This window comes from Oscillatoria sp. HE19RPO (assembly GCF_024220515.1).
Classification (GTDB): Bacteria; Cyanobacteriota; Cyanobacteriia; order Cyanobacteriales; family Laspinemataceae; genus Laspinema.
The window spans coordinates 1-18,853 of sequence record NZ_JAMXOT010000377.1 but is presented as its reverse complement, the minus strand read 5'-3'; the positions used below and the strand labels follow the sequence as shown (position 1 = coordinate 18,853).

The following is an 18,853-nucleotide window of genomic DNA, read 5'->3' as shown; positions in this document are numbered from 1 at the left end:
TTGACAGGCGCTTCCCGAAGCGCCCCTACATTCCATCACTCTTTTTCGTCATTAAAATTTATCACCTTGACAGGCGCTTCCCGAAGCGCCCCTACATTCCATCACTCTTTTTCGTCATTAAAATTTATCACCTTGACAGGGTTAGGCCAGAAACCCCGGTGGTTTCTTTTCCCGGGGACCTAATTCCTCGTCTCCTGGCAAAACTCTCTACGGAAATTAGTTTTTCTGCCACTGGGGATCGCTTTTCGCTAAAATTAAGGTGCAGCCTTTCTGAGATTTATGGCTTCCCCTTACTCTTCTGACTCTCTCGATCGCCTCCAGGCCCAGATTAATGAACTCATTGATGAGTTGCCGAACCTCAAGTTTAGAAAATGGATTGAGCGATCGCTCTGGACCCTCGTTCGCCTGACGGGTGAAGACATTGAACGTTTGGACTGGAAAATTCTCAGTGCGGCTTTACTCGATATGGAAGCCGCCTTCCAAGCTTTTCATCCCCATCGCCATACCCGGAAAATCACCATTTTTGGGTCAGCACGCACCCCACCGGAGGCCCCAGAATACCAGATTGCTGAAGCCTTTGGCCGTGCAGTGGTCCAGCAGGGATTTCTGGTCATGACTGGTGCCGGGGGTGGCATTATGGAAGCGGGCAATAAAGGAGCCACCAAAGCCAACTCCTTTGGCTTAAACATTCAACTGCCCTTTGAACAGGAAGCGAACCCCTATCTTGATCCAGGGAATTTAGTCGAATTCAAATACTTTTTTACCCGCAAGTTATTTTTCCTCAAGGAAAGTGACGCGATCGCCCTGTTCCCTGGGGGATTCGGCACTCAAGATGAAGCCTTTGAATGCATCACCTTGGGGCAAACTGGCCGGTTTGGCCCCTGTCCCGTGGTCCTGATTGACTGTCCCGGTGGCGACTACTGGAAAGACTGGGATGCCTATATCCGCAAGCACCTCCTGCGCCGGGGATTAATCAGTCCCCATGATTGCAGTCTTTACACGATTACGGATAATGTCGAGGTCGCCTGTGAAGCCATTCGCAGTTTCTATCGCGTTTATCACTCCAGTCGCTATGTGGGCGATCGCTTCGTGATTCGCCTCAAAACCGAACTCTCCGATGAAGCAGTCGCCCAACTCAATGAAGAGTTTAGCGATATCCTCGTCCAAGGCATCATCGAAAAAAGCCAGGGATTACCGGAAGAAACCGGCGATGAAACCTTTGAACTCCCCCGCCTGATTTTCTTCTTTAACCGCCGGGATGCCGGACGGATGTACCAACTGATTCGCCGAATCAACACCCTTGGCACCCTTGGCGACCCCGATTCTGTAGAATCCTCTCATCCTGAGCGCAAATAAGGCCCAAAGATGAGAAAATAATCCCCAGAGTCGTTTATAAAACTTTACAAGAACATGACAGAAATTCAGTTTTCCCGAGGCATCAAGGAAGATGTGGTCCCAGAGGTGCGCCTAACTCGCTCTAAAGATGGCAACCAGGGAACCGCCACCTTTTACTTCAAAAATCCCGCGATTCTCGACAAGGACAGCACCGATGAGATTACCGGAATGTACTTGCTGGATGAAGAAGGGGAAATCGCTTGTCGGGATGTCAAGGGTAAATTCGTGAACGGACAAGCTGACGGCATCGAAGCAACCCATGTGATGAAATCCCAAGCGGATTGGGACCGATTTATGCGCTTTATGGAACGCTATGCCAAGGAAAATGGTTTAGGGTTTAGCAAGGCGTAACCCTTGTCTCAGGGTCTCAACTCCGGCGCGATCGCCTTGAAAATGCTATGACAACTATCCCTCATCCCGACTCTCAACCTGTTGCCGTCCATTGCGCCATTGTCACCATTAGCGACACGCGCACCCCAGAAACGGACCGCAGCGGCCAATTGATTCAAGCGTTATTGACTCAGCACGCTCATGCTGTGGTGGATTATACGATTCTTCCCGATGAACCGGCACAGATTCAGGGCCATCTAATCGCTCTGGGTCAGCGTCCGGAGTTGGAGGCGGTCATTTTTAATGGGGGAACCGGGATCGCGCCGAGGGATACGACTTATGATGCGATCGCCCTTTTGCTAGAGAAGACTTTACCCGGTTTTGGCGAACTCTTTCGCGCCTTAAGCTATCAAGAAATCGGGTCCCGGGCGATCGCCTCGCGGGCGATCGCTGGCCTTTATCAATCTAAGTTGATTTTTTCCATTCCCGGTTCAAGCGGGGCGGTCAAACTGGCCCTCCAGCAGCTCATTTTACCCGAATTAATTCACCTCACTCAACAGGTAAAATCCGGCCAACATTGAGGCGGTCACTTTCTGAGTGCCTGTAATACCAAATCCGGGTATGAAAAGTCGTTTTTATGGAGTAGCCCGCGCAGGCGGGCTTTGTCCGTGTAGCCCCACCCTTGAGGGTGCGGGTTTTTATAGACCTTTGACAACCGGATTCCGTATAACGACCTCCAAAAGCCTCCCCTACCAAAAACCCCATTTTTAGTTCCCTTACCAACGCCAAAAATCTGAGTTTGTAGGGGCATCAATTTTTAATAAAATCAAGGCAAATCATAACAACCAAAATTTGTCAAGTACCGCAAGACATTTTTTGGACTTCCATCTCCACAGGGCAAACACCCCAGTCGATAGAGGGGAACTGGAGTCAATGTAGGTCATGATCGCCATCATGATCATGGGACGGACTGAGGACTTTTGCTGTTCTCAATCAACCCAGGACCCGCAAGTACAGCCAGCAAGGGCTGACTCTGGCGATCGCCACCCATCGGGTCGGGTCATCCGTCCAGGAGGAGCTTTGTGGGCGCTGTTGTGGGTTAACCTCCCTCATTTCAGTTGACAACGCCCATTTCTGCCCAGAGTTCATCCCTGGGATCACTAGCCTGTCTGGGTGAAATCCCCGTATTTTATGTAATTAACGCCATATTTTATACAGAACTTGCGAGCTTGTTCTCAGTAGTTTTACGGAAAAACCCGTATAATTACTGAGAATAAAATCATCCAAACCTGGGCAAGCTCAAACTTAATAATATTTAACAGGAGGAAAAAAAATGGTAGCCATCAACGGCCTAGATACCAGCAATAGAATAGAACCCTTATCCCCTGAGTCCGAAACTTTACCAGGACCCGATGGCAATGAGACGATTCTGGGCAGTCTAGGGGATGATGCAATTCAGGGCAATTCAGGCTCGAACTACATTCAAGGGAATCCGGGAAACGATAGTCTCTACGCAGGGCCCGATGATGATACCCTGTTTGGCAGCCTAGGAAATGATATCTTAGTGGGCCAAGCTGGAAATAACCGCCTGTATGGTAATGAAGGAAACGACTTCCTCTATGGGGTGGGCGGGAACAATATCCTGTTCGGAAATCAGGGTAACGACTGGTTAATCGGGGGGGAGGGAAATGACATTCTTTATGGCGGACAAGATGATGATACGGTGTTTGGGGGCGACGGCAATGACCTCCTCTATGGCGACAAAGGCAATGATGTCCTGTTTGGCAACGAAGGGAACGACACCCTCTATGGGGTGGAAGGAAACAACCTCCTATCCGGGAATCAGGGCAATGATGTATTAGTGGGCAATGGGGGAGATGGGACCCTCTATGGTGGACAAGATGATGATACGGTTTATGGGGGCGACGGCAATGACCTCCTCTATGGCGACAAAGGGAATGACGTCCTGTTTGGCAACGCCGGAAACGATACCCTCTCCGGTGGAGTCGGTGATGATCGGATCTTTGCGGATGAGGGAAACAACTGGTTAAACGGAAATGAAGGCAACGATATTCTCTATGGCGGCGAGGGAGATGATACTTTGTATGCCGAAGAGGGAGATAATTACCTCTCCGGGGGCGGGGGAAATGATGTCTTAGTGGCCGGTTTCGGCAGCGATACGTTAATTGGAGGAGAAGGCGGCGACCTCTTCATCCTGGCCCGTGGGACCGGGAGTTTCGACCGCAGCGAAGCAAACCTGATTGTTGATTTTACCTTAGGCGAAGATCAAATCGAACTGCTCGATGAACTCCGGTTTGAGAATTTAAACTTTATACAAGAAGGGGATGGAAATTCCGGCAATACTATCATTCAAGACAAACGGACGGGTGAGTATTTAGCCATCTTGCAGGGGGTGAGAAGAACTGATATAGAAGTGACTCGCAGCGCTTTTATTGAACCCCCTCCGCCTCCAGATAGTGAGCCGGTGCTGTTTTTTCCGCCGAGTGATCCCATTCCCCCTGCGCCTCAGCAAGTCTTTGTGGCCAATGAAACCACTCCCCTAGGTGCGATCGCCCTGATTTCGACCGAGGGAAATTCCAGTAATACTGAATATTCCCTTCTGGATGTGATTGATAGTGAGGGAGAGTCAGTCTCTGACTTATTTGAACTGGATTCAGAAACCGGGGAGATTTTACTGACTAACACCGAGAACCTCAGCGATCGCAGTTATTTTGAAATTGAAATTGCAGCTAATGACCCGGAAACGGAGACAGAAACTCTGGAAACTTACCGGGTTTATACCTCAATTCAAACGGCGATCGCCGCCAGCAACCCGGGAGATACCATTCTCGTCAGTAGCGGCACCTACACCGAACTCCTGGAAATCGATAAAGCCTTGACGATTAAAGGGTTTCATGCCGGTGTAGCCGGGAACGATAGCCCTCGCGGGACCAATGAGACCCTGATTTCCACTGAAACCGGGGGAACCAGTATGAGAATTCTCGCCAGTAATGTCACCCTGGATGGCCTGGAAACCAATGGAGATATTCTAGCGGTCCAACCGCAAAATGGGACGGCGCTTGAGAATTTGGTGATTCAGAATGTGCGAATTTTTGATGCCCTTGATGGCATCAATTTGGAGGATGCCGCCACGGCAACGGTGGAGAATAATTTGATTCAAAACAGTGGCGGGATTGTCTTGGGACTGTTTGATTCAAATATGAGTGCAATCGTGCGCAATAACACCCTAGACTCGGTAGATTTTGGCATCTTGGGGTCTTTATCGGAGTCGGAAGTTGCAGAAAATCAGGTCAGCTTAGGGGAGAATCGCAATTTATCGAATTTACCCGTCGGTGCAGATCAAGGGGGGGTGGGGATTCAGTTGGTTTCTAATTCTGAGAATGTCACCCTGGCGAATAATGCGATCGAGAATGCACCCGTCGGGATAGTGGTTGAACCGGATGTGACCAATGCGTTACTGGAGAACAACAGTTTTAGCAATACCCCCGAGGAAATTCGGGTGATGGCGTCGAATAATCCAGCCGTAGCCGTGGTGGAGAATCAACCTGTAATTAATATTATTACAGGGTCTAGCGATGCTGACAGTTTGCAAGGTACTGATGGGAATGACCTGCTGTTCCCCGGGGATGGGGTGGATACGTTGACGGGGGGAACGGGTCAAGATATCGTGGTGTATGCCACGGTGAATTCCTCGGGAACTGCCAGCGATCGCATGACGGATTTTAGCTTTGGAAGCGATGGAGATGCGATCGCCTTGACGGAGAATCTCTCCGGTGTATCTGGGGGAACGCCAGTGATCCTGTCTAAAGCATCGGTGATGGATGGGACAGAGACAGTGATTTTGGACACTCAGGCCAATATTTTAGCGATTACGAGCAGTAATGCTCGGATTGGCTATGCTACGGATACGGGAAAACTGTATATCGATGATGATGGAGATTTTACCTCCGGTGCGATCGCCCGCATCGACTTGGGCATCGGCACTTTAACCGCAGATAATATCATGTTTTTGGATTAATGACTTGAAGCACAAAAAGAGGGACGCATCGGATTTGCGTCCCTCTTGTACCGATTGGAAACCGGATTTCTTGATTAAAATTGGGGTCATTCCCTGAGTATTTAGGTCAGAAATCCGGTTTTTTGTCCGGTTTGCCAGTCTTGTTCGGTTAGAAAATACCAAAACAAGGCAGGTTACTGAATGGCTAACGGTTTCGGTTGGACTTGTGCCAACAAGGAAGCAACGGCACGAGCATAGCAGGGGTCATCGGAGGTTCCCCGGAGTTGGGGATTGGCTGCTAAACGGCGTTTGTCCTCATTGGTCAAATCGATCGCAATATCTGGCGTGATGCCGAGTTGGGAGATATCGGTCCCATTGGGGGTGTAGTAATGGGCGATCGTCACCGTTAACCCAGATCCATCAGAGAGGGAATGGACCGACTGCACCAAAGCTTTGCCAAAGGTGGAGGTGCCAATAATCGTAGCGCGGCGGTTATCTTTGAGGGCACCGGAGAGGATTTCGCTGGCACTCGCGGAGTTTTTATCCACTAAAACTGCCAGAGGTTGGTTGGCGATCGCCGAACGATTGGCGCGGAAATCTTGACTTCCCCCATTGCGATCGACCGTGCGGACAATTTCCCCACTATCTAACCACATCCGAGCAATATCAATACTCGCATACAATAAACCCCCCGGATTGCCTCGCAAATCCAGGACAAACGCATCCACACCGCGATCGCTCAGTTCTGCGATCGCATCGCGCATTTGTTCTGCGGCATGGGAACTAAACTCAGATAACTGGATATAACCGACATTGGTTCCCCCTTCAGCGCGGATATTATAGCGAACCGCTTGGAGTTCGATCCGTGCGCGTTCTAAGATGACATCAAATTCCCCTTGAGTTGAGCGATAAACCCGCAAACTCACTTCCGTCCCTTCTTTTCCCCGAATCAATTGGGCCGCCTCTTCCACTTTCATCCCTTGGGTGGGGCGATCGTCAATCTGTAAAATTTGGTCTCCCGATTGCAGTCCCGCTTTCTTTGCGGGGGAATTTTCCATCGGTTCAACCACGGTAATTTTTTGGGTTTCAGCATTCAGTTCTAAACGCATCCCCACCCCAGACATTTCCCCCGAGGTTTGAGTGGTCAACTCTTCAAACTGTTCTGGGTCTAAAAATCGCGTGTAGGGGTCGTTTAATTTGGCTAAAGCAACTCGGACTGCGGCATAAGCTTGTTCCGGGGAGGAATATTCCTGACTTAACAACTCCGTGCGCGTGGCTTCCCAATTCACCTGATTAAATGAGCCATCCACATAATCCCGATTGACGATTTGCCAGACTTCATCCACAATCGCCTTTGGACTATTTTGAAGCTGTGCACGCACCACTCGGGAGCCAAGAGGTGTTAACAGGGTGAGGGCAGCCGTGGTGGCAAATGCCCCACCAAATAGGGCAATTTGTAGCAAAGAGTTCCGTTTTGAGTATTGATTCATGTAAGTTGGGGGATTAGGGGTTTAACGAATAGAGACAATTTGTTACAGAATTTTATGAGCAGAACCAACGGGTTTAAAATTGATTCTTTACACTCTCCAATTTTTGAGTTGCAGGAGTGATAATCGATCCGGTTTAGTCATCGTTAATCTTCCAAATCAGGGGGTATTGTTCCACAACAGAGCGCTTTGTTAGCCCTAGGCTTAACCCTAAACAGGTCTAGTTTGGGTCAATTGAACCCTAGCTCGAATTCCTCAACCGTGACCCGGACTAGAGAAGGGCTACTGCTCTGTGTAGCAGCGGTGCCAACAGTTCAATCCCTTGCAATATCTGCTCCGGTTTGTCTTGGAAAGGTTGGTGGCCCTTTAACCCGTAACGTTATCAAATGGGGTGACAATGGAGTAACCGTCTTTGCTCTCCTGACTAGCAGTGACTTCACGAAAACGGAAACAGTTTCCGGATGACTGGACCAGTGAGCGTCCCTGAAATCGCCGAATGGATGTTGACACACGGATGATTGAATTTGAGGTTGTCTCCAGTGTAGCTAAAATATTTGTCAAGCGCAGTATGTTCCGATGCAATATTTTTTAAGTTAATCTGTAGATGTTCGTGCGAATCGTTCAGGCAAAAGTCGAGGTTGAAATACCTCAGACGTAAGTCTGGTAAGGGATACAGACCCTAAACCCCCTGAGTCTGCCCCTTGACAACTGTCTCAATGTCCCAAGGATTAGGCCCCCAAAAAAAAATAGCCTAAATCTGAGGTAGGGAAGGACAAAATCACGTGGATGCGGAGGATTATAATAATTCTTAACATTCAGGGTCCTACGTCTAACGGCAGCCCCAGTTTTAGGAGTGACGACCCTAGGATTGAAGCGGGCTTGGCAAGGCATTGAGGGGAACTGGACCCCAATAACATGACCACTGACAAATCCATAAGGTCAAACTTCGGTTGAACATCTGTCTTGAACCCCAGTAAACAGATAGTAGCCAAAACCAGTTGACAGGCTGCGCCCAAAAGGGTATAGGGAAAGGTAGGGGCCTCGACATACCACCTACACATGATTTTTCATGCATTACCTCTGGGGATAGGATGGACCTAAATGGATAATACCCGTTGAGACGGAACGAGATAACCCCGCAATTCCTGTTAGGTGATGTGGTCGATAACCTAATAAGTGACAAGTCTAAGCGCATGGGTTGCGGGGGTGAGATGTAAACAGAAGCTAAAGTCCTCCTGTAATGGGAGTGGATATGCTGACAGTTTACGGCTTGCAAACAGATAGGGAGACAAGTAGCAATTAATATGTCGATAGCGAGTTTAAAGACTACGAACAACGAATGGAGAGACCTACCGTGGAAGAAAATCCAACGTTCAGTTTTCAAGTTGCAAAAAGCTATCTATCAAGCTGTAAGTCGTGGCAACAAAGCGAAAGCTAGACGTTTACAACGTTTGCTCAATAAGTCCTACTACGCTAGGCTCCTAGCAGTTCGTAGAGTAACTCAGGAGAACCAAGGGAAGAAAACGGAGGGGGTAGATGGAGTTAAATCCTTGAAACCTAAGCAAAGATTCGACCTGACGGAAAAACTGAGACATCCCTCCAAGGCTCATAGTCTCAGGAGAGTTTGGATACCCAAACCCGGAAGAGAAGAAAAACGCCCACTGGGGATTCCTTCGATGCACGATAGAGCCTTGCAAGCCTTGGTTAAACTGGGATTAGAGCCATATTGGGAAGCACAGTTTGAGGAAGAGTCCTATGGATTTCGACCCGGACGCTCGGCCCATGATGCCATTGACGCAATATTCAAGAAATGCCTGCGTAAACCGCAGTATGTTCTTGATGCTGATATTAGTAAATGCTTCGACCAGATTAACCATGATTACCTTCTGTCCAAGCTAGATTGTCCCTCGGTGTACAAACGGAGCATTAGACAATGGCTAAAAGCCGGAGTCCTGGACAATGGCGTATTTGAGGCAACAGAAGCAGGAACACCACAAGGTGGGGTAATCAGCCCGCTCCTAGCCAATATCGCCTTACATGGGATGATAGATTCGGTTGTCAATAGCTTCCAAAAAAGCCTAGTTATTGATGGAAAATGTGAACAATCATATCGCCCGAAAATCATCCGATACGCCGACGACTTTGTGGTATTATCCAATCGACCCGAAGTCGCCCTAGAAGCCCATAAACGCATCCAAAAGTGGCTAAAACCAGTAGGTTTAGAACTCAAGCCAGAGAAGACTCGGTTTTGTAATACCTTGTCCAAATGGAATGAGGAAAAACCTGGTTTCGACTTCCTAGGATTCAACATCCGACATTATGCGGTAAGCATCCACAAAGGGGTAAATATCGGGCCAGGGGGAACCAAACCCTACCAACTGAACATCAAGCCCTCCAAGGAAGCGTTAAGAGGACACTACGATGCCTGTAAAGAGGTCATAAAGCGGCATAAAACTGCACCTCAAGCGGCATTAATATCCAGGTTAAACCCAATCATTAAGGGATGGAGCAATTACTACTCATCAGTGGTATCAAAAGCAACATTCTCGTTCATGGATAAGTTAATCTGGAATTCCTTAAGGGCATGGACAGTATCAAGATGTGGTAAGGCGTCCCACAACAAACTCAACAACTATTGGGGTCAGGGAGTCAATGGAAGTTGGACGTTCCAAACCAAAGAGGGCCTCAGAATGTTTACCCACGCTGAGACCCCCATCAAAAGACACATCAAAGTCAAAGGGGCCAAATCCCCTTATGATGGAGATTGGACTTATTGGACCAAGCGCATGAGCAACGGCTATGGAGGAATTCCCACCAAAATAGCAACACTCATGAAACGTCAAAAAGGCAGATGCGCTCACTGTGGACAGTATTTCGCAAGTTAAGACCTTTGGGAAATAGACCATATCCAACCCAAGGTCAAAGGAGGAAAGGATTATTACTCCAACCTTCAATTATTGCATCGCCATTGTCACGATGTCAAGACCCGTCTTGACGGCTCCAACAGCACCCACGACAAGGGATAGCAAGCTAGGAGCCGTGTGAGGTGAAAGTCTCATGCACGGTTCTGAATGGGAGGGGATGGGGGTGACTCCATTCTCGACCCCTAATAAATTCTGTAACTCGGGGATCCGGGTTGAACCCTTTGGAGCAGATACCCCCAGCAGACACAGCGAACTGCGGTTGAGAATTCGGAGGACAATCCGGTAGACGCAGGCAGTCCGCAGGAGACCCAGCCCAACCTAGGAACTGGGACCACTGAGCGGGGTTACCTCCAAGTCACCAGAATTAAGATCAGCAGGAGGGTGTAGTGGAATCTAAAGTACAAACTGTGACCTCGCGAGGGTGGGGAGAATGGAGGACGGTAGCGATCGCCATTGTCGCCCTCGCTGGAGCCATCATGATGCAGCAGACGGGTCTAGGAAACCTCCGCCTAGCCCAAACTGACCCCAGACAAGCTCAAAAACAAGAAGCTTTACAACTGGAAATACTCAGGCGATCGCCCACCCTCGGTTTCGATAACCTGATCGCCAACTATACCTTCCTTAAATGGGTGCAATATTTTGGCGATGAGGAAATCCGAGACGAAATCGGCTACGCCTTAAATAAAGAATACTTCGACGTCATTACCCGCCTCGATCCCCGCTTCGCAGAAATGTATCCGTTTATCTCCACCGCCGTTTCCTTCGCCCAAGGGGAACCCGAACTGGGTATCCAATACATGGAAAGGGGTGTAGCTGCCTTGTCCCCGGAAATCAATCCGAAAGCCTTTCTGGTGTGGCGCTTCAAAGGACTGGATCAACTGCTGTTACTCGGAGATATTCCCGGCAGTATTGAATCCCATGAAATGGCAGCGCAATGGGCCCGAGGAACAGAGTACGACGAGTATGCAGACCTCTATCAAAGTGCTGCTGACTTCCTGAGAACCGAACCCGATAGCACCGGGATTCGCCTGTGGGCCTGGAATGAGGTCTATCAAAATAGTATCAATGAATCGGTTAAACAACGGGCCGAACAAGAAATGCTCAACCTAGGGGCCTCCAAAGAAATCACCGAGGACGGTCAAGTGATTTTTGTGCTACCGCAGACGGAGTAGGCGATCGCCATGAAACACAAATCCCGTCCCCAACCCACCCCTCCCCAATTAGGGCATACAAGAGGAAAAAAAAAGAAACTGGTCACCCAAGTTATTTTAGTCTTTTTCCTGATACTCGGTATCCTTGGCGGATTGGCAACCTCCCAACTTATCCGCTTACAGTCCGCTACCTCTGGATCCATTGATGCGATTTTAGTCCTCGGTGGCAGCATCAAACGAGAAATGTACGTCACCCAATTTGCCAAACAGAATCCAGACATTCCCATTGTGATTTCCCAAGGTTCTGCCGCCCCTTGTGTGCAGCTAATTTTCGATCGCGATCGCGCTCCTGCTCAGAATGTCTGGCTAGAACAATGCGCCTATTCTACCTTTACCAACTTTACCTTTAGTGGTGAACTTTTAAAACAGTGGGATGTCAAGAAAGTCAAAGTCATCACCTCTCAAACTCATCTCCCTCGCGCTAAGTGGTTAGGACAGATTCTGTTAGGTGCAAAAGGCATTGCAGTAGAAATAGAAACCGTACCGGAAGAAGGCATCCCAGGCAATAAAGAGTTTTGGCTAAAAACCGCATTAGATGTCACCCGCAGTTTAATTTGGACCCTCATCGAGCCATTCTATTCCACCGAATGTCAGCAGGTACAACGCCTGAGTGAAATTGATCTCACCCAATGGCAACCCGAGGATTATCACTGTGAACATCAAGGTCAGTTGGATTGATAGCAAGGGAGGATGGGGGAGATGGGGGAGATGTTTGTAGTAACGACTTTAGTCGTTGCTCTCGTGTCATGGCGGACGCCATGACACTTACCATGAGCGGATTAAGTAGCTGTTTGGGGACTGGAGCGATCGCCTCTTTAAGAAGCGCGTGACTTGGCTGACGCCAAGTCACGCGCAAACGACTGAAGTCGTTACTACGAACATGAGCAATCCTCCCTATCCTCCCCATCTCCCCCATCCTCCCCATCTCCCCCATCCTCCCCATCTCCCCTACTACGTCCGATCGCCTGAACAGTAGACAGAGGAACTTGATAAAAATAGTTGCGCCGAAACTGTTCCTCCTCAACTGCCGCACAAAAGCGATCGCCAACGCCGAGAGGATGGGTTAAGGGTCCGGGGATAACCTGCAAACTCTCTCCCATTGTCTGGACTTGAAACCCTGCGGCGATTAACCCTTGGATGCCAATTTCTAAGGTGCGATCGCTAATCGATAGCTTAGAACAGACTTGTCCCCGGGTTGCTTGTTCTCCAGTTCGGCTGAGATATTTCGCCACCCCTACCAACTGCTGCCACACTTGCCGGGGAGAAACAGGTTTAGGCGGGGGATAGGCGATCGCCAATGTCTTTTGAGTCTGGATTGCCAAATCTAACCATTGGTGCAACTCCTCCCAACTACTCGGACAAGTTTCTAGCACAAGGGAGGTAGTGCGATCGCAAGTCATCCCCTCAGAATCGCCTAACTCTGTTTCCTCCTCTTCTCCCATTGGAATCAGGTTTCTGCGAAAATCCAGAATCGGTAACCCTCCTTCCGGTGAAGTTATTACTGTACCGGCTTTTCGGGGACGGACTGCAATCAAGCGCACTTCATAGCGTTTTTTATAAGTGTTGTAGTCCAGTTCCACCACAGCATCACAAGGAACATTGGGTAACTCTTCTTTATAATGTCCCCACCACAAGCCGGGAAACCCCGTTTCACTGGAGTCATCCCAAATTTGAAACGTAGTTTTAATATAGTCTATTTTCCGACCCCTTTTATCCTTTTTCTCATTCCAAACATTTTTAAATTGGCAATTTTCAATCAAAACCGATGGGACCGGATTTCCCATGCCGCAAGGCTCTAATACTTTTAATTCTTTAAATAGATTCTGACCTAATTCGGCCACTTTGCAGCGTAAATCCGCTTGGACAACGGGCATTCCCAACCCGCCAATTGCTCCCATTTTTTCCTTCAACAAACGGTTAATCGCTTCCGTAAATAGAGGAATATTTTGGATAGGCAAACTTAACCCTGCGGCAAAGGGGTGACCGCCGAAACGGTGCAATAAATGCTCTTGTTCTTTGACTAATTCATACAAGTCAATATTTTTGACAGAACGCGCTGACCCACGGGCGAGGGTCAAGGAGGTATCCGAGGCTGAATCGTTAAACAGCGGAATTTTCTCCGGCTTTTCTGCCTGAGAATTGCCCGAATCGGTACTTAATAAAATAGCGGGACGGGCGTACTCTTGGGCGACTTTGCCGGCAACTAAACCGAGGACTCCCGCAGGCCATTGGGGGTCTTGTAAGACAATCACTCCGGTGGTAGAGAGGTCGAGGCGATCGAGTTTTTGTTGGACCTGTTTATCCACATCTTTTTGGATCGCTTGCCGTCGGGAGTTGGCGAGTTCGGTGTCCTGGGCGAGTTTTTGGGCGCGATGCCGATCGCGAGTGGTGAGTAATTCCACACAAAAAGAGGCATCCCCATGAATCCGACTCACCGCATTAATCCGGGGACCAATTCCAAAAGAGATATCCGTCGGGCGATCGCCACTGCGTTTGCACAAATCCAACAATGCCCCGACTCCCGGTCGGCGTCGTTCCATCGGGGGTTTCTGCGACTCCTGATGCAGGCGTTTGAGGCCCATTTGGGCTAAATATCGACAGTCTCCACTCAGTTGTACCAAGTCGGCAATTAACCCAATGGCGACTAAATCCAATAATTCCTCTAACGGGTCTTGCGGAATCTCCGGCAGTGTGCTATACATGGCTTCTACCACTTTATAAGCAACAGCGACTCCCGAAAGATGCGCCAAGGGATGGGTTGCCGGGAGAGAACGGGGGTTAATAATCGCCGCCACTCCTGGGCGATTTGGGGGTAAAGTATGGTGATCCGTGACGATGATATCGATGCCCAACTGATGAGCATACTCGATTTCGTCCAAATTGGTGCTGCCGGTATCGCAAGTCACTATTAACGTGGTTCCAGATGCGGCTAAATCGTCAATTCCCGCCCGATTTAGACCGTGAGATTGGGTTAAGCGGTTGGGAATGACGTAGGTGAGTTGAGTATTGGGGGTGAAAAATTGGCCCAGTCCGTCCCATAAGACACTGGTGGCGGTGATGCCATCGGCATCAAAGTCGCCCCAGATTGCCACCTTTTCCCCCTGTTTCCGGGCCCGTTGGAGGCGATCGACACCAGCGGACATTTCCTCGCCGAAGTCAAACGGACTGGCGGGTTGATAGTCTTGAGGATTTAAAAACCGGGCCAGTTCCTCCCGGTCCTGAATTCCCCGTTGCCAGAGTAATGCTGCCGCATATTGGCCGGATAAACCCGACTGCTGGGAGTGGAGATGCTGTCGGACTTGTTCGACGAACCACTCCGGAGGGAGTACGGGTTGTTGCAGATGCCAGGTAACGGGTTGCTGGTTCATATCCTCCCCTTGGACTTGTTTTAAGTTATTATCCCACGGGTCTCTTGAATTTGGGTTGGCGATCGCCGGTTCCCTAAAAATCTCTCTTCAGAACCCTTGACGAATTGCCAATTTTCCACCTCTCACCCGAACTGGGATGCAATGGGATGGCACTGAGTGCAAATGTAGCAACCCTTTCTGAGAATATGTTACATTAAACGGAATCCTAGCTGACGCCAAGAATCCCAGGGGAGTAAAGTTTTTAAATAACTTTGATTCTGCAATCCGCTTCGAGTTTAAAACCCTCGGCGGTTTAACCTGTTAGCTTTTATAAAAAATCACAGTGGTTGAGTTTTTCATAAAGATAAAGGCTCCCTAAACCCCAGTTTTACCATCAATTTACCCAAGTTTTTTTGGAAGTAATTTAAAAACCTGTCGCATCCAGAGATAATTTTATGCAAGCATCGAACCAAACCAGCGAATTGACCTCCCAGGAATGGCATAGCTTATCAGAACAAGAAGTTGCCAATCGACTCGGGTCCAGCGAGGAATCCGGACTAACCAATGATTTAGCAAACCAACGATTAGAAAAATTCGGACCCAATGAATTAACGGGCAAGAAAGCTAAACCTTTGTGGTTAAAATTCCTCCTGCAATTTAATCAACCGTTAATCTTAATTTTGCTCGTGGCTGGGGCGGTGAAAGCCTTCCTAGAAGAATGGCCAAATGCCTGGGTCATATGGGGAGTAACGATTATTAATGCAATGATTGGATTCCTCCAGGAATGGAAAGCGGAAGGGGCGATCGCCGCCCTGTCCAAATCAGTTACCACCGAAGCCACTTTAATTCGCGATGGCAACAAACGGCGTATTTCTTCCACAGAATTAGTCCCAGGAGACTTAGTATTACTCAATTCCGGAGACAAAGTACCGGCTGATTTACGGTTAATTCACGTTCGGAACTTGCAAATTGATGAATCGGGACTGACTGGGGAGTCGGTTCCTGTGGAAAAAAATAGCGAAATCCTCAGCACAGAAACCGCCCTAGCTGAACGCATCAATATGGCTTATGCTGGGGGATTAGTGACGTTTGGGCAAGCCCGAGGGTTGGTGGTTGCCACCGGAAATAATACCGAAACCGGAAAGATTTCTCAACTGATTGACCAACGGACCAATTTAACAACACCTTTAACCCGCAAATTTGACAAATTTAGTAAAGTTTGGATGATTTTGGTCCTGGGGTTAGGTGCATTAACCGTGGCTGTAGCATTCCATAATGCTTACAATAATGAGGCGTCGGAAACATTCAGAAATGTTCAACCCTCGATCGCCAGTGCATTAGAAGCGGCGATCGCCTTGATTGTGAGTGCAATTCCCGAAGGATTACCCGCAGTGGTAACGGTTACCTTAGCCGTTGGGGTAAATCGAATGGCGCGACGTCATGCGATCGTTCGCAAATTACCGGCAGTAGAAACTCTCGGGGGTGCAACCATCATTTGTTCTGACAAAACCGGAACCCTGACTGAAAATCAGATGACGGTTCAGGAAATTCATGCCGGGGGTCAGAAGTATTATGTCACAGGTCAAGGATATGCGCCGGAAGGGGAAATTTCCCTCAATAATTCCGCCGTTGACTTTGAACAAAACCCAATTCTGTTAGAATGTCTGCGGGCCGGACTCCTGTGTAATGATTCCCATCTTGAAGAAAAAGAGGGGAATTTGGTGGTTGTGGGAGACCCAACAGAAGGTGCATTAATTGTTGCAGCCAATAAAGCGGGATTAACTCAAAATGCGATCGCCGAAGAACTTCCAAAACGGGATGTCATTCCCTTTGAATCCGAGTTTCAGTATATGGCAACCTTGCATGAAACTCCCGACGGACCCACGATTTATGTCAAAGGTTCAGTAGAAGCCCTCCTCAAGCGTTGTACCCAAATTTTTGACAGTCAAGGTGAGGTAATTCCCTTAGATGCTGACGCCTTGCATCAGGAAGTGGAAATTATGGCAGAACAAGGGTTGCGAGTGTTAGCCTTTGCCAAAAAATCCCTCAGTTCGGGACAGCAAAACATCGATCGCCCAGATATCGACGAGGGGTTAATTTTTATGGGATTACAGGGGATGATTGACCCCCCGAGACCCGAGGCGATCGCCGCTGTTGCCGCCTGTCAAAATGCCGGAATTCAGGTAAAAATGATTACCGGAGACCATGCCACCACCGCCGCAGCGATCGCCCGACGCATGGGAATGGAGAAAAACGGTCGAGTTCAAGCCTTTACCGGCACTCAAATCGGCGAAATGGATGACCAAACCCTCGCCAATAACCTAGAGGATAGCGTCGTTTTTGCCCGAGTCGCACCGGAACAAAAACTCCGCCTCGTTGAAGCATTACAAGCCCGAGGTGAGATTGTCGCCATGACAGGGGATGGGGTCAACGATGCACCGGCCCTCAAACAAGCCGATGTGGGGATTGCAATGGGAGGTGCCGGAACGGAAGTCGCCAAGGAATCCGCAGATATTATTCTCACCGATGATAACTTTGCCTCCATTGAAGCGGCAGTGGAAGAAGGGCGCACGGTGTATAGCAACCTGGTGAAAGCGATTTCCTTTATTTTACCCGTCAACTTAGGGGAATCGATGACGGTGTTATTGAGTGTGTTGTTAGGTCGCGCTTTGCCCATTGAAGCCCTACAAATTCTCTGGCTGAATATGATTAATTCCATCACCATGACGGTTCCCCTCTCCTTTGAACCCAAATCGCCAACGGTGATGGAAAAGTCACCGCGCAACCCCAGTGAATCCCTGTTATCTGGCGATCGCATCAAACGAATTGCGATCATTGCCATTTATAACTGGATTGTCATCTTTGGAATGTTTGAATGGTCACTCCGAACCTATCCGGGTCCTGGCGAATTCGCCTTAGCCCGAACCATCGCCGTTCAATCCTTAGTTTCCGGTCGGATTTTTTATCTATTAAGTATTAGCCAATTGTTGCCGAACTTAATCGCCAAAATGAAAGGAACCCTCAACTCAAAAGTGGGTGCATCCGCCATTGTTGCTGGAATTATTGGGGCGATCGTCCTGCAAATTCTCTTCTCCCAAGTTCCCCTGCTGAATCGCATCTTTGAAACCGCCCCCCTCAATGCCACGCAATGGTTAATCTGTCTAGCTGCCGGATTACCGATGATTCCCGTCGCCCTTCTCGTCAACCGCCTAGACCCCCCAAACTAACCCCCAGTTCAACCTCACGACTGAAGTCGTTCCCTCCAATGTTCGTAGTAACGACTTCAGTCGTTTCCGGGTTCTTCCCCTTCCAAAAACCCCGATCTCCTAATCCTGTAAACACTCAGGAGGCAGGGTTTAAATTTTGCTACCCCCTGCATCATCCAACTACCTCTTCCCTCGTCAAGAAAATAGTAAATCTGAAAACCGGGCTGATACCAAATCCAATTTGAACGACCCTGCATATTTTCCCGCAATTCATCCTAATAAAGACTTTAGAGGGCGATCGCCTCTGGAGGGGGAGTGGCGATCGGTGAAGTTCCTCAGGTTCAATTTACGCCCCTACTGCGATCGGTATCGTTGATGGGAGGATGGCATCGAATGAGGTTCTATTGGTTCCAACAGGTGTTTGGCAAACTGTTTTTTTCCCGCAGAAATGGTATGGGTCCTAAAGGTGCTGAGATTAAGCCAGGACGGATGCCACAACAGGAGTCTGAGCAATTGGCGATCGTGGATGAAACCATTGTCCCTTATTTTGGGGGACGGGTCCGGTTTCAGAGTTCCTGGTGGCCTGCCTTATGTCTACATAATATTACCCTAGGTCCCGGTGAAGTGGTTTCTGTGGTAGGACGAGATAATATTACGTTGCTGGTTGAACCGATTGGGGCCTCTCTACACAGGGGAGGGAACGACTGAAGTCGTTACTACAAACTGCTGCCAGGGGGGGGAAACGACTGAAGTCGTTACTACAAACTGCTGGACGGGGGGGAACGACTGAAGTCGTTAGGGGATTCCAACAAATAAATCATCCTTGCTTTGATGCGATCGCACCTAACAAGGCTCTTTTAGCCCGCGCAGGCACCGCTTTGTCCGTGTAGCTCCAGGCTTGAGCCTGCGGGTTTTTTGAAGGTTTTATTTTTTGG

Annotated in this window: 11 protein-coding genes and 1 pseudogene; 10 read left to right on the top strand and 2 right to left on the bottom strand. The window is 48.9% G+C overall.

The annotated features are described in order from the left end of the window. Positions 1-279: 279 nt before the first annotated feature. The 4 genes from NG833_RS27090 to NG833_RS27075 all read left to right on the top strand — a co-directional run bounded on the left by NG833_RS27090 (position 280) and on the right by NG833_RS27075 (position 5,764). The gene (locus tag NG833_RS27090; protein WP_254568382.1) at positions 280-1,356 is read left to right on the top strand and encodes an LOG family protein; all 1,077 of its coding nucleotides are present in this window, start codon (positions 280-282) and stop codon (positions 1,354-1,356) included. 54 nt (positions 1,357-1,410) lie between these two features. Further along, positions 1,411-1,746 carry a photosystem II reaction center protein Psb28 gene (psb28, locus tag NG833_RS27085; protein ID WP_254568381.1) on the top strand — a complete coding sequence of 112 codons (336 nt, stop codon included), beginning with the start codon at positions 1,411-1,413 and terminating at the stop codon, positions 1,744-1,746. 47 nt (positions 1,747-1,793) lie between these two features. Then, a complete protein-coding gene (locus NG833_RS27080; RefSeq protein ID WP_254568380.1) occupies positions 1,794-2,306 on the top strand; it encodes a molybdenum cofactor biosynthesis protein B in 513 nt (170 codons plus the stop codon). 752 nt (positions 2,307-3,058) lie between these two features. Beyond that, on the top strand, positions 3,059-5,764 hold the full coding sequence (locus NG833_RS27075) for a right-handed parallel beta-helix repeat-containing protein (protein ID WP_254568379.1): 2,706 nt from the start codon (positions 3,059-3,061) through the stop codon (positions 5,762-5,764). A gap of 173 nt (positions 5,765-5,937) precedes the next feature. Here the strand turns inward: NG833_RS27075 and ctpB are convergent, their stop codons facing one another. After that, the gene (gene ctpB, locus NG833_RS27070) at positions 5,938-7,233 is read right to left on the bottom strand and encodes a carboxyl-terminal processing protease CtpB (RefSeq protein ID WP_254568378.1); all 1,296 of its coding nucleotides are present in this window, start codon (positions 7,231-7,233) and stop codon (positions 5,938-5,940) included. Positions 7,234-8,534: 1,301 nt separating this feature from the next. Here ctpB and ltrA point away from each other — a divergent pair. The 4 genes and pseudogenes from ltrA to NG833_RS27050 all read left to right on the top strand — a co-directional run bounded on the left by ltrA (position 8,535) and on the right by NG833_RS27050 (position 12,195). Beyond that, positions 8,535-10,256 (top strand): annotated as a pseudogene (gene ltrA / locus NG833_RS27065) (group II intron reverse transcriptase/maturase). Between the two features lie 284 nt (positions 10,257-10,540). Further along, on the top strand, positions 10,541-11,326 hold the full coding sequence (locus tag NG833_RS27060; protein ID WP_254568377.1) for a hypothetical protein: 786 nt from the start codon (positions 10,541-10,543) through the stop codon (positions 11,324-11,326). A 9-nt stretch (positions 11,327-11,335) separates the two neighbouring features. Then, positions 11,336-12,043, top strand: coding sequence for a YdcF family protein (locus tag NG833_RS27055; RefSeq protein WP_254568376.1), 708 nt, complete (start codon positions 11,336-11,338; stop codon positions 12,041-12,043). Continuing rightward, entirely contained in the window at positions 12,040-12,195 is a 156-nt protein-coding gene (locus NG833_RS27050; protein ID WP_254568375.1) for a hypothetical protein, read from the top strand. The genes NG833_RS27055 and NG833_RS27050 overlap by 4 nt, the downstream gene beginning before the upstream one ends. A 42-nt stretch (positions 12,196-12,237) precedes the next feature. On the opposite strand, the gene recJ is transcribed toward NG833_RS27050, so the two are convergent. Then, positions 12,238-14,733 carry a single-stranded-DNA-specific exonuclease RecJ gene (gene recJ / locus NG833_RS27045; protein ID WP_254568374.1) on the bottom strand — a complete coding sequence of 832 codons (2,496 nt, stop codon included), beginning with the start codon at positions 14,731-14,733 and terminating at the stop codon, positions 12,238-12,240. 434 nt (positions 14,734-15,167) lie between these two features. Here recJ and NG833_RS27040 point away from each other — a divergent pair, with 434 nt between their 5' ends. Both NG833_RS27040 and NG833_RS27035 read left to right on the top strand, forming a co-directional pair. Further along, positions 15,168-17,939 (top strand): HAD-IC family P-type ATPase, encoded by a 2,772-nt coding sequence (locus tag NG833_RS27040; protein ID WP_254568373.1) that lies wholly within the window; start codon positions 15,168-15,170, stop codon positions 17,937-17,939. A gap of 294 nt (positions 17,940-18,233) precedes the next feature. After that, positions 18,234-18,626 carry an NfeD family protein gene (locus tag NG833_RS27035; RefSeq protein WP_254568372.1) on the top strand — a complete coding sequence of 131 codons (393 nt, stop codon included), beginning with the start codon at positions 18,234-18,236 and terminating at the stop codon, positions 18,624-18,626. The last annotated feature ends 227 nt before the right edge of the window (positions 18,627-18,853 follow it).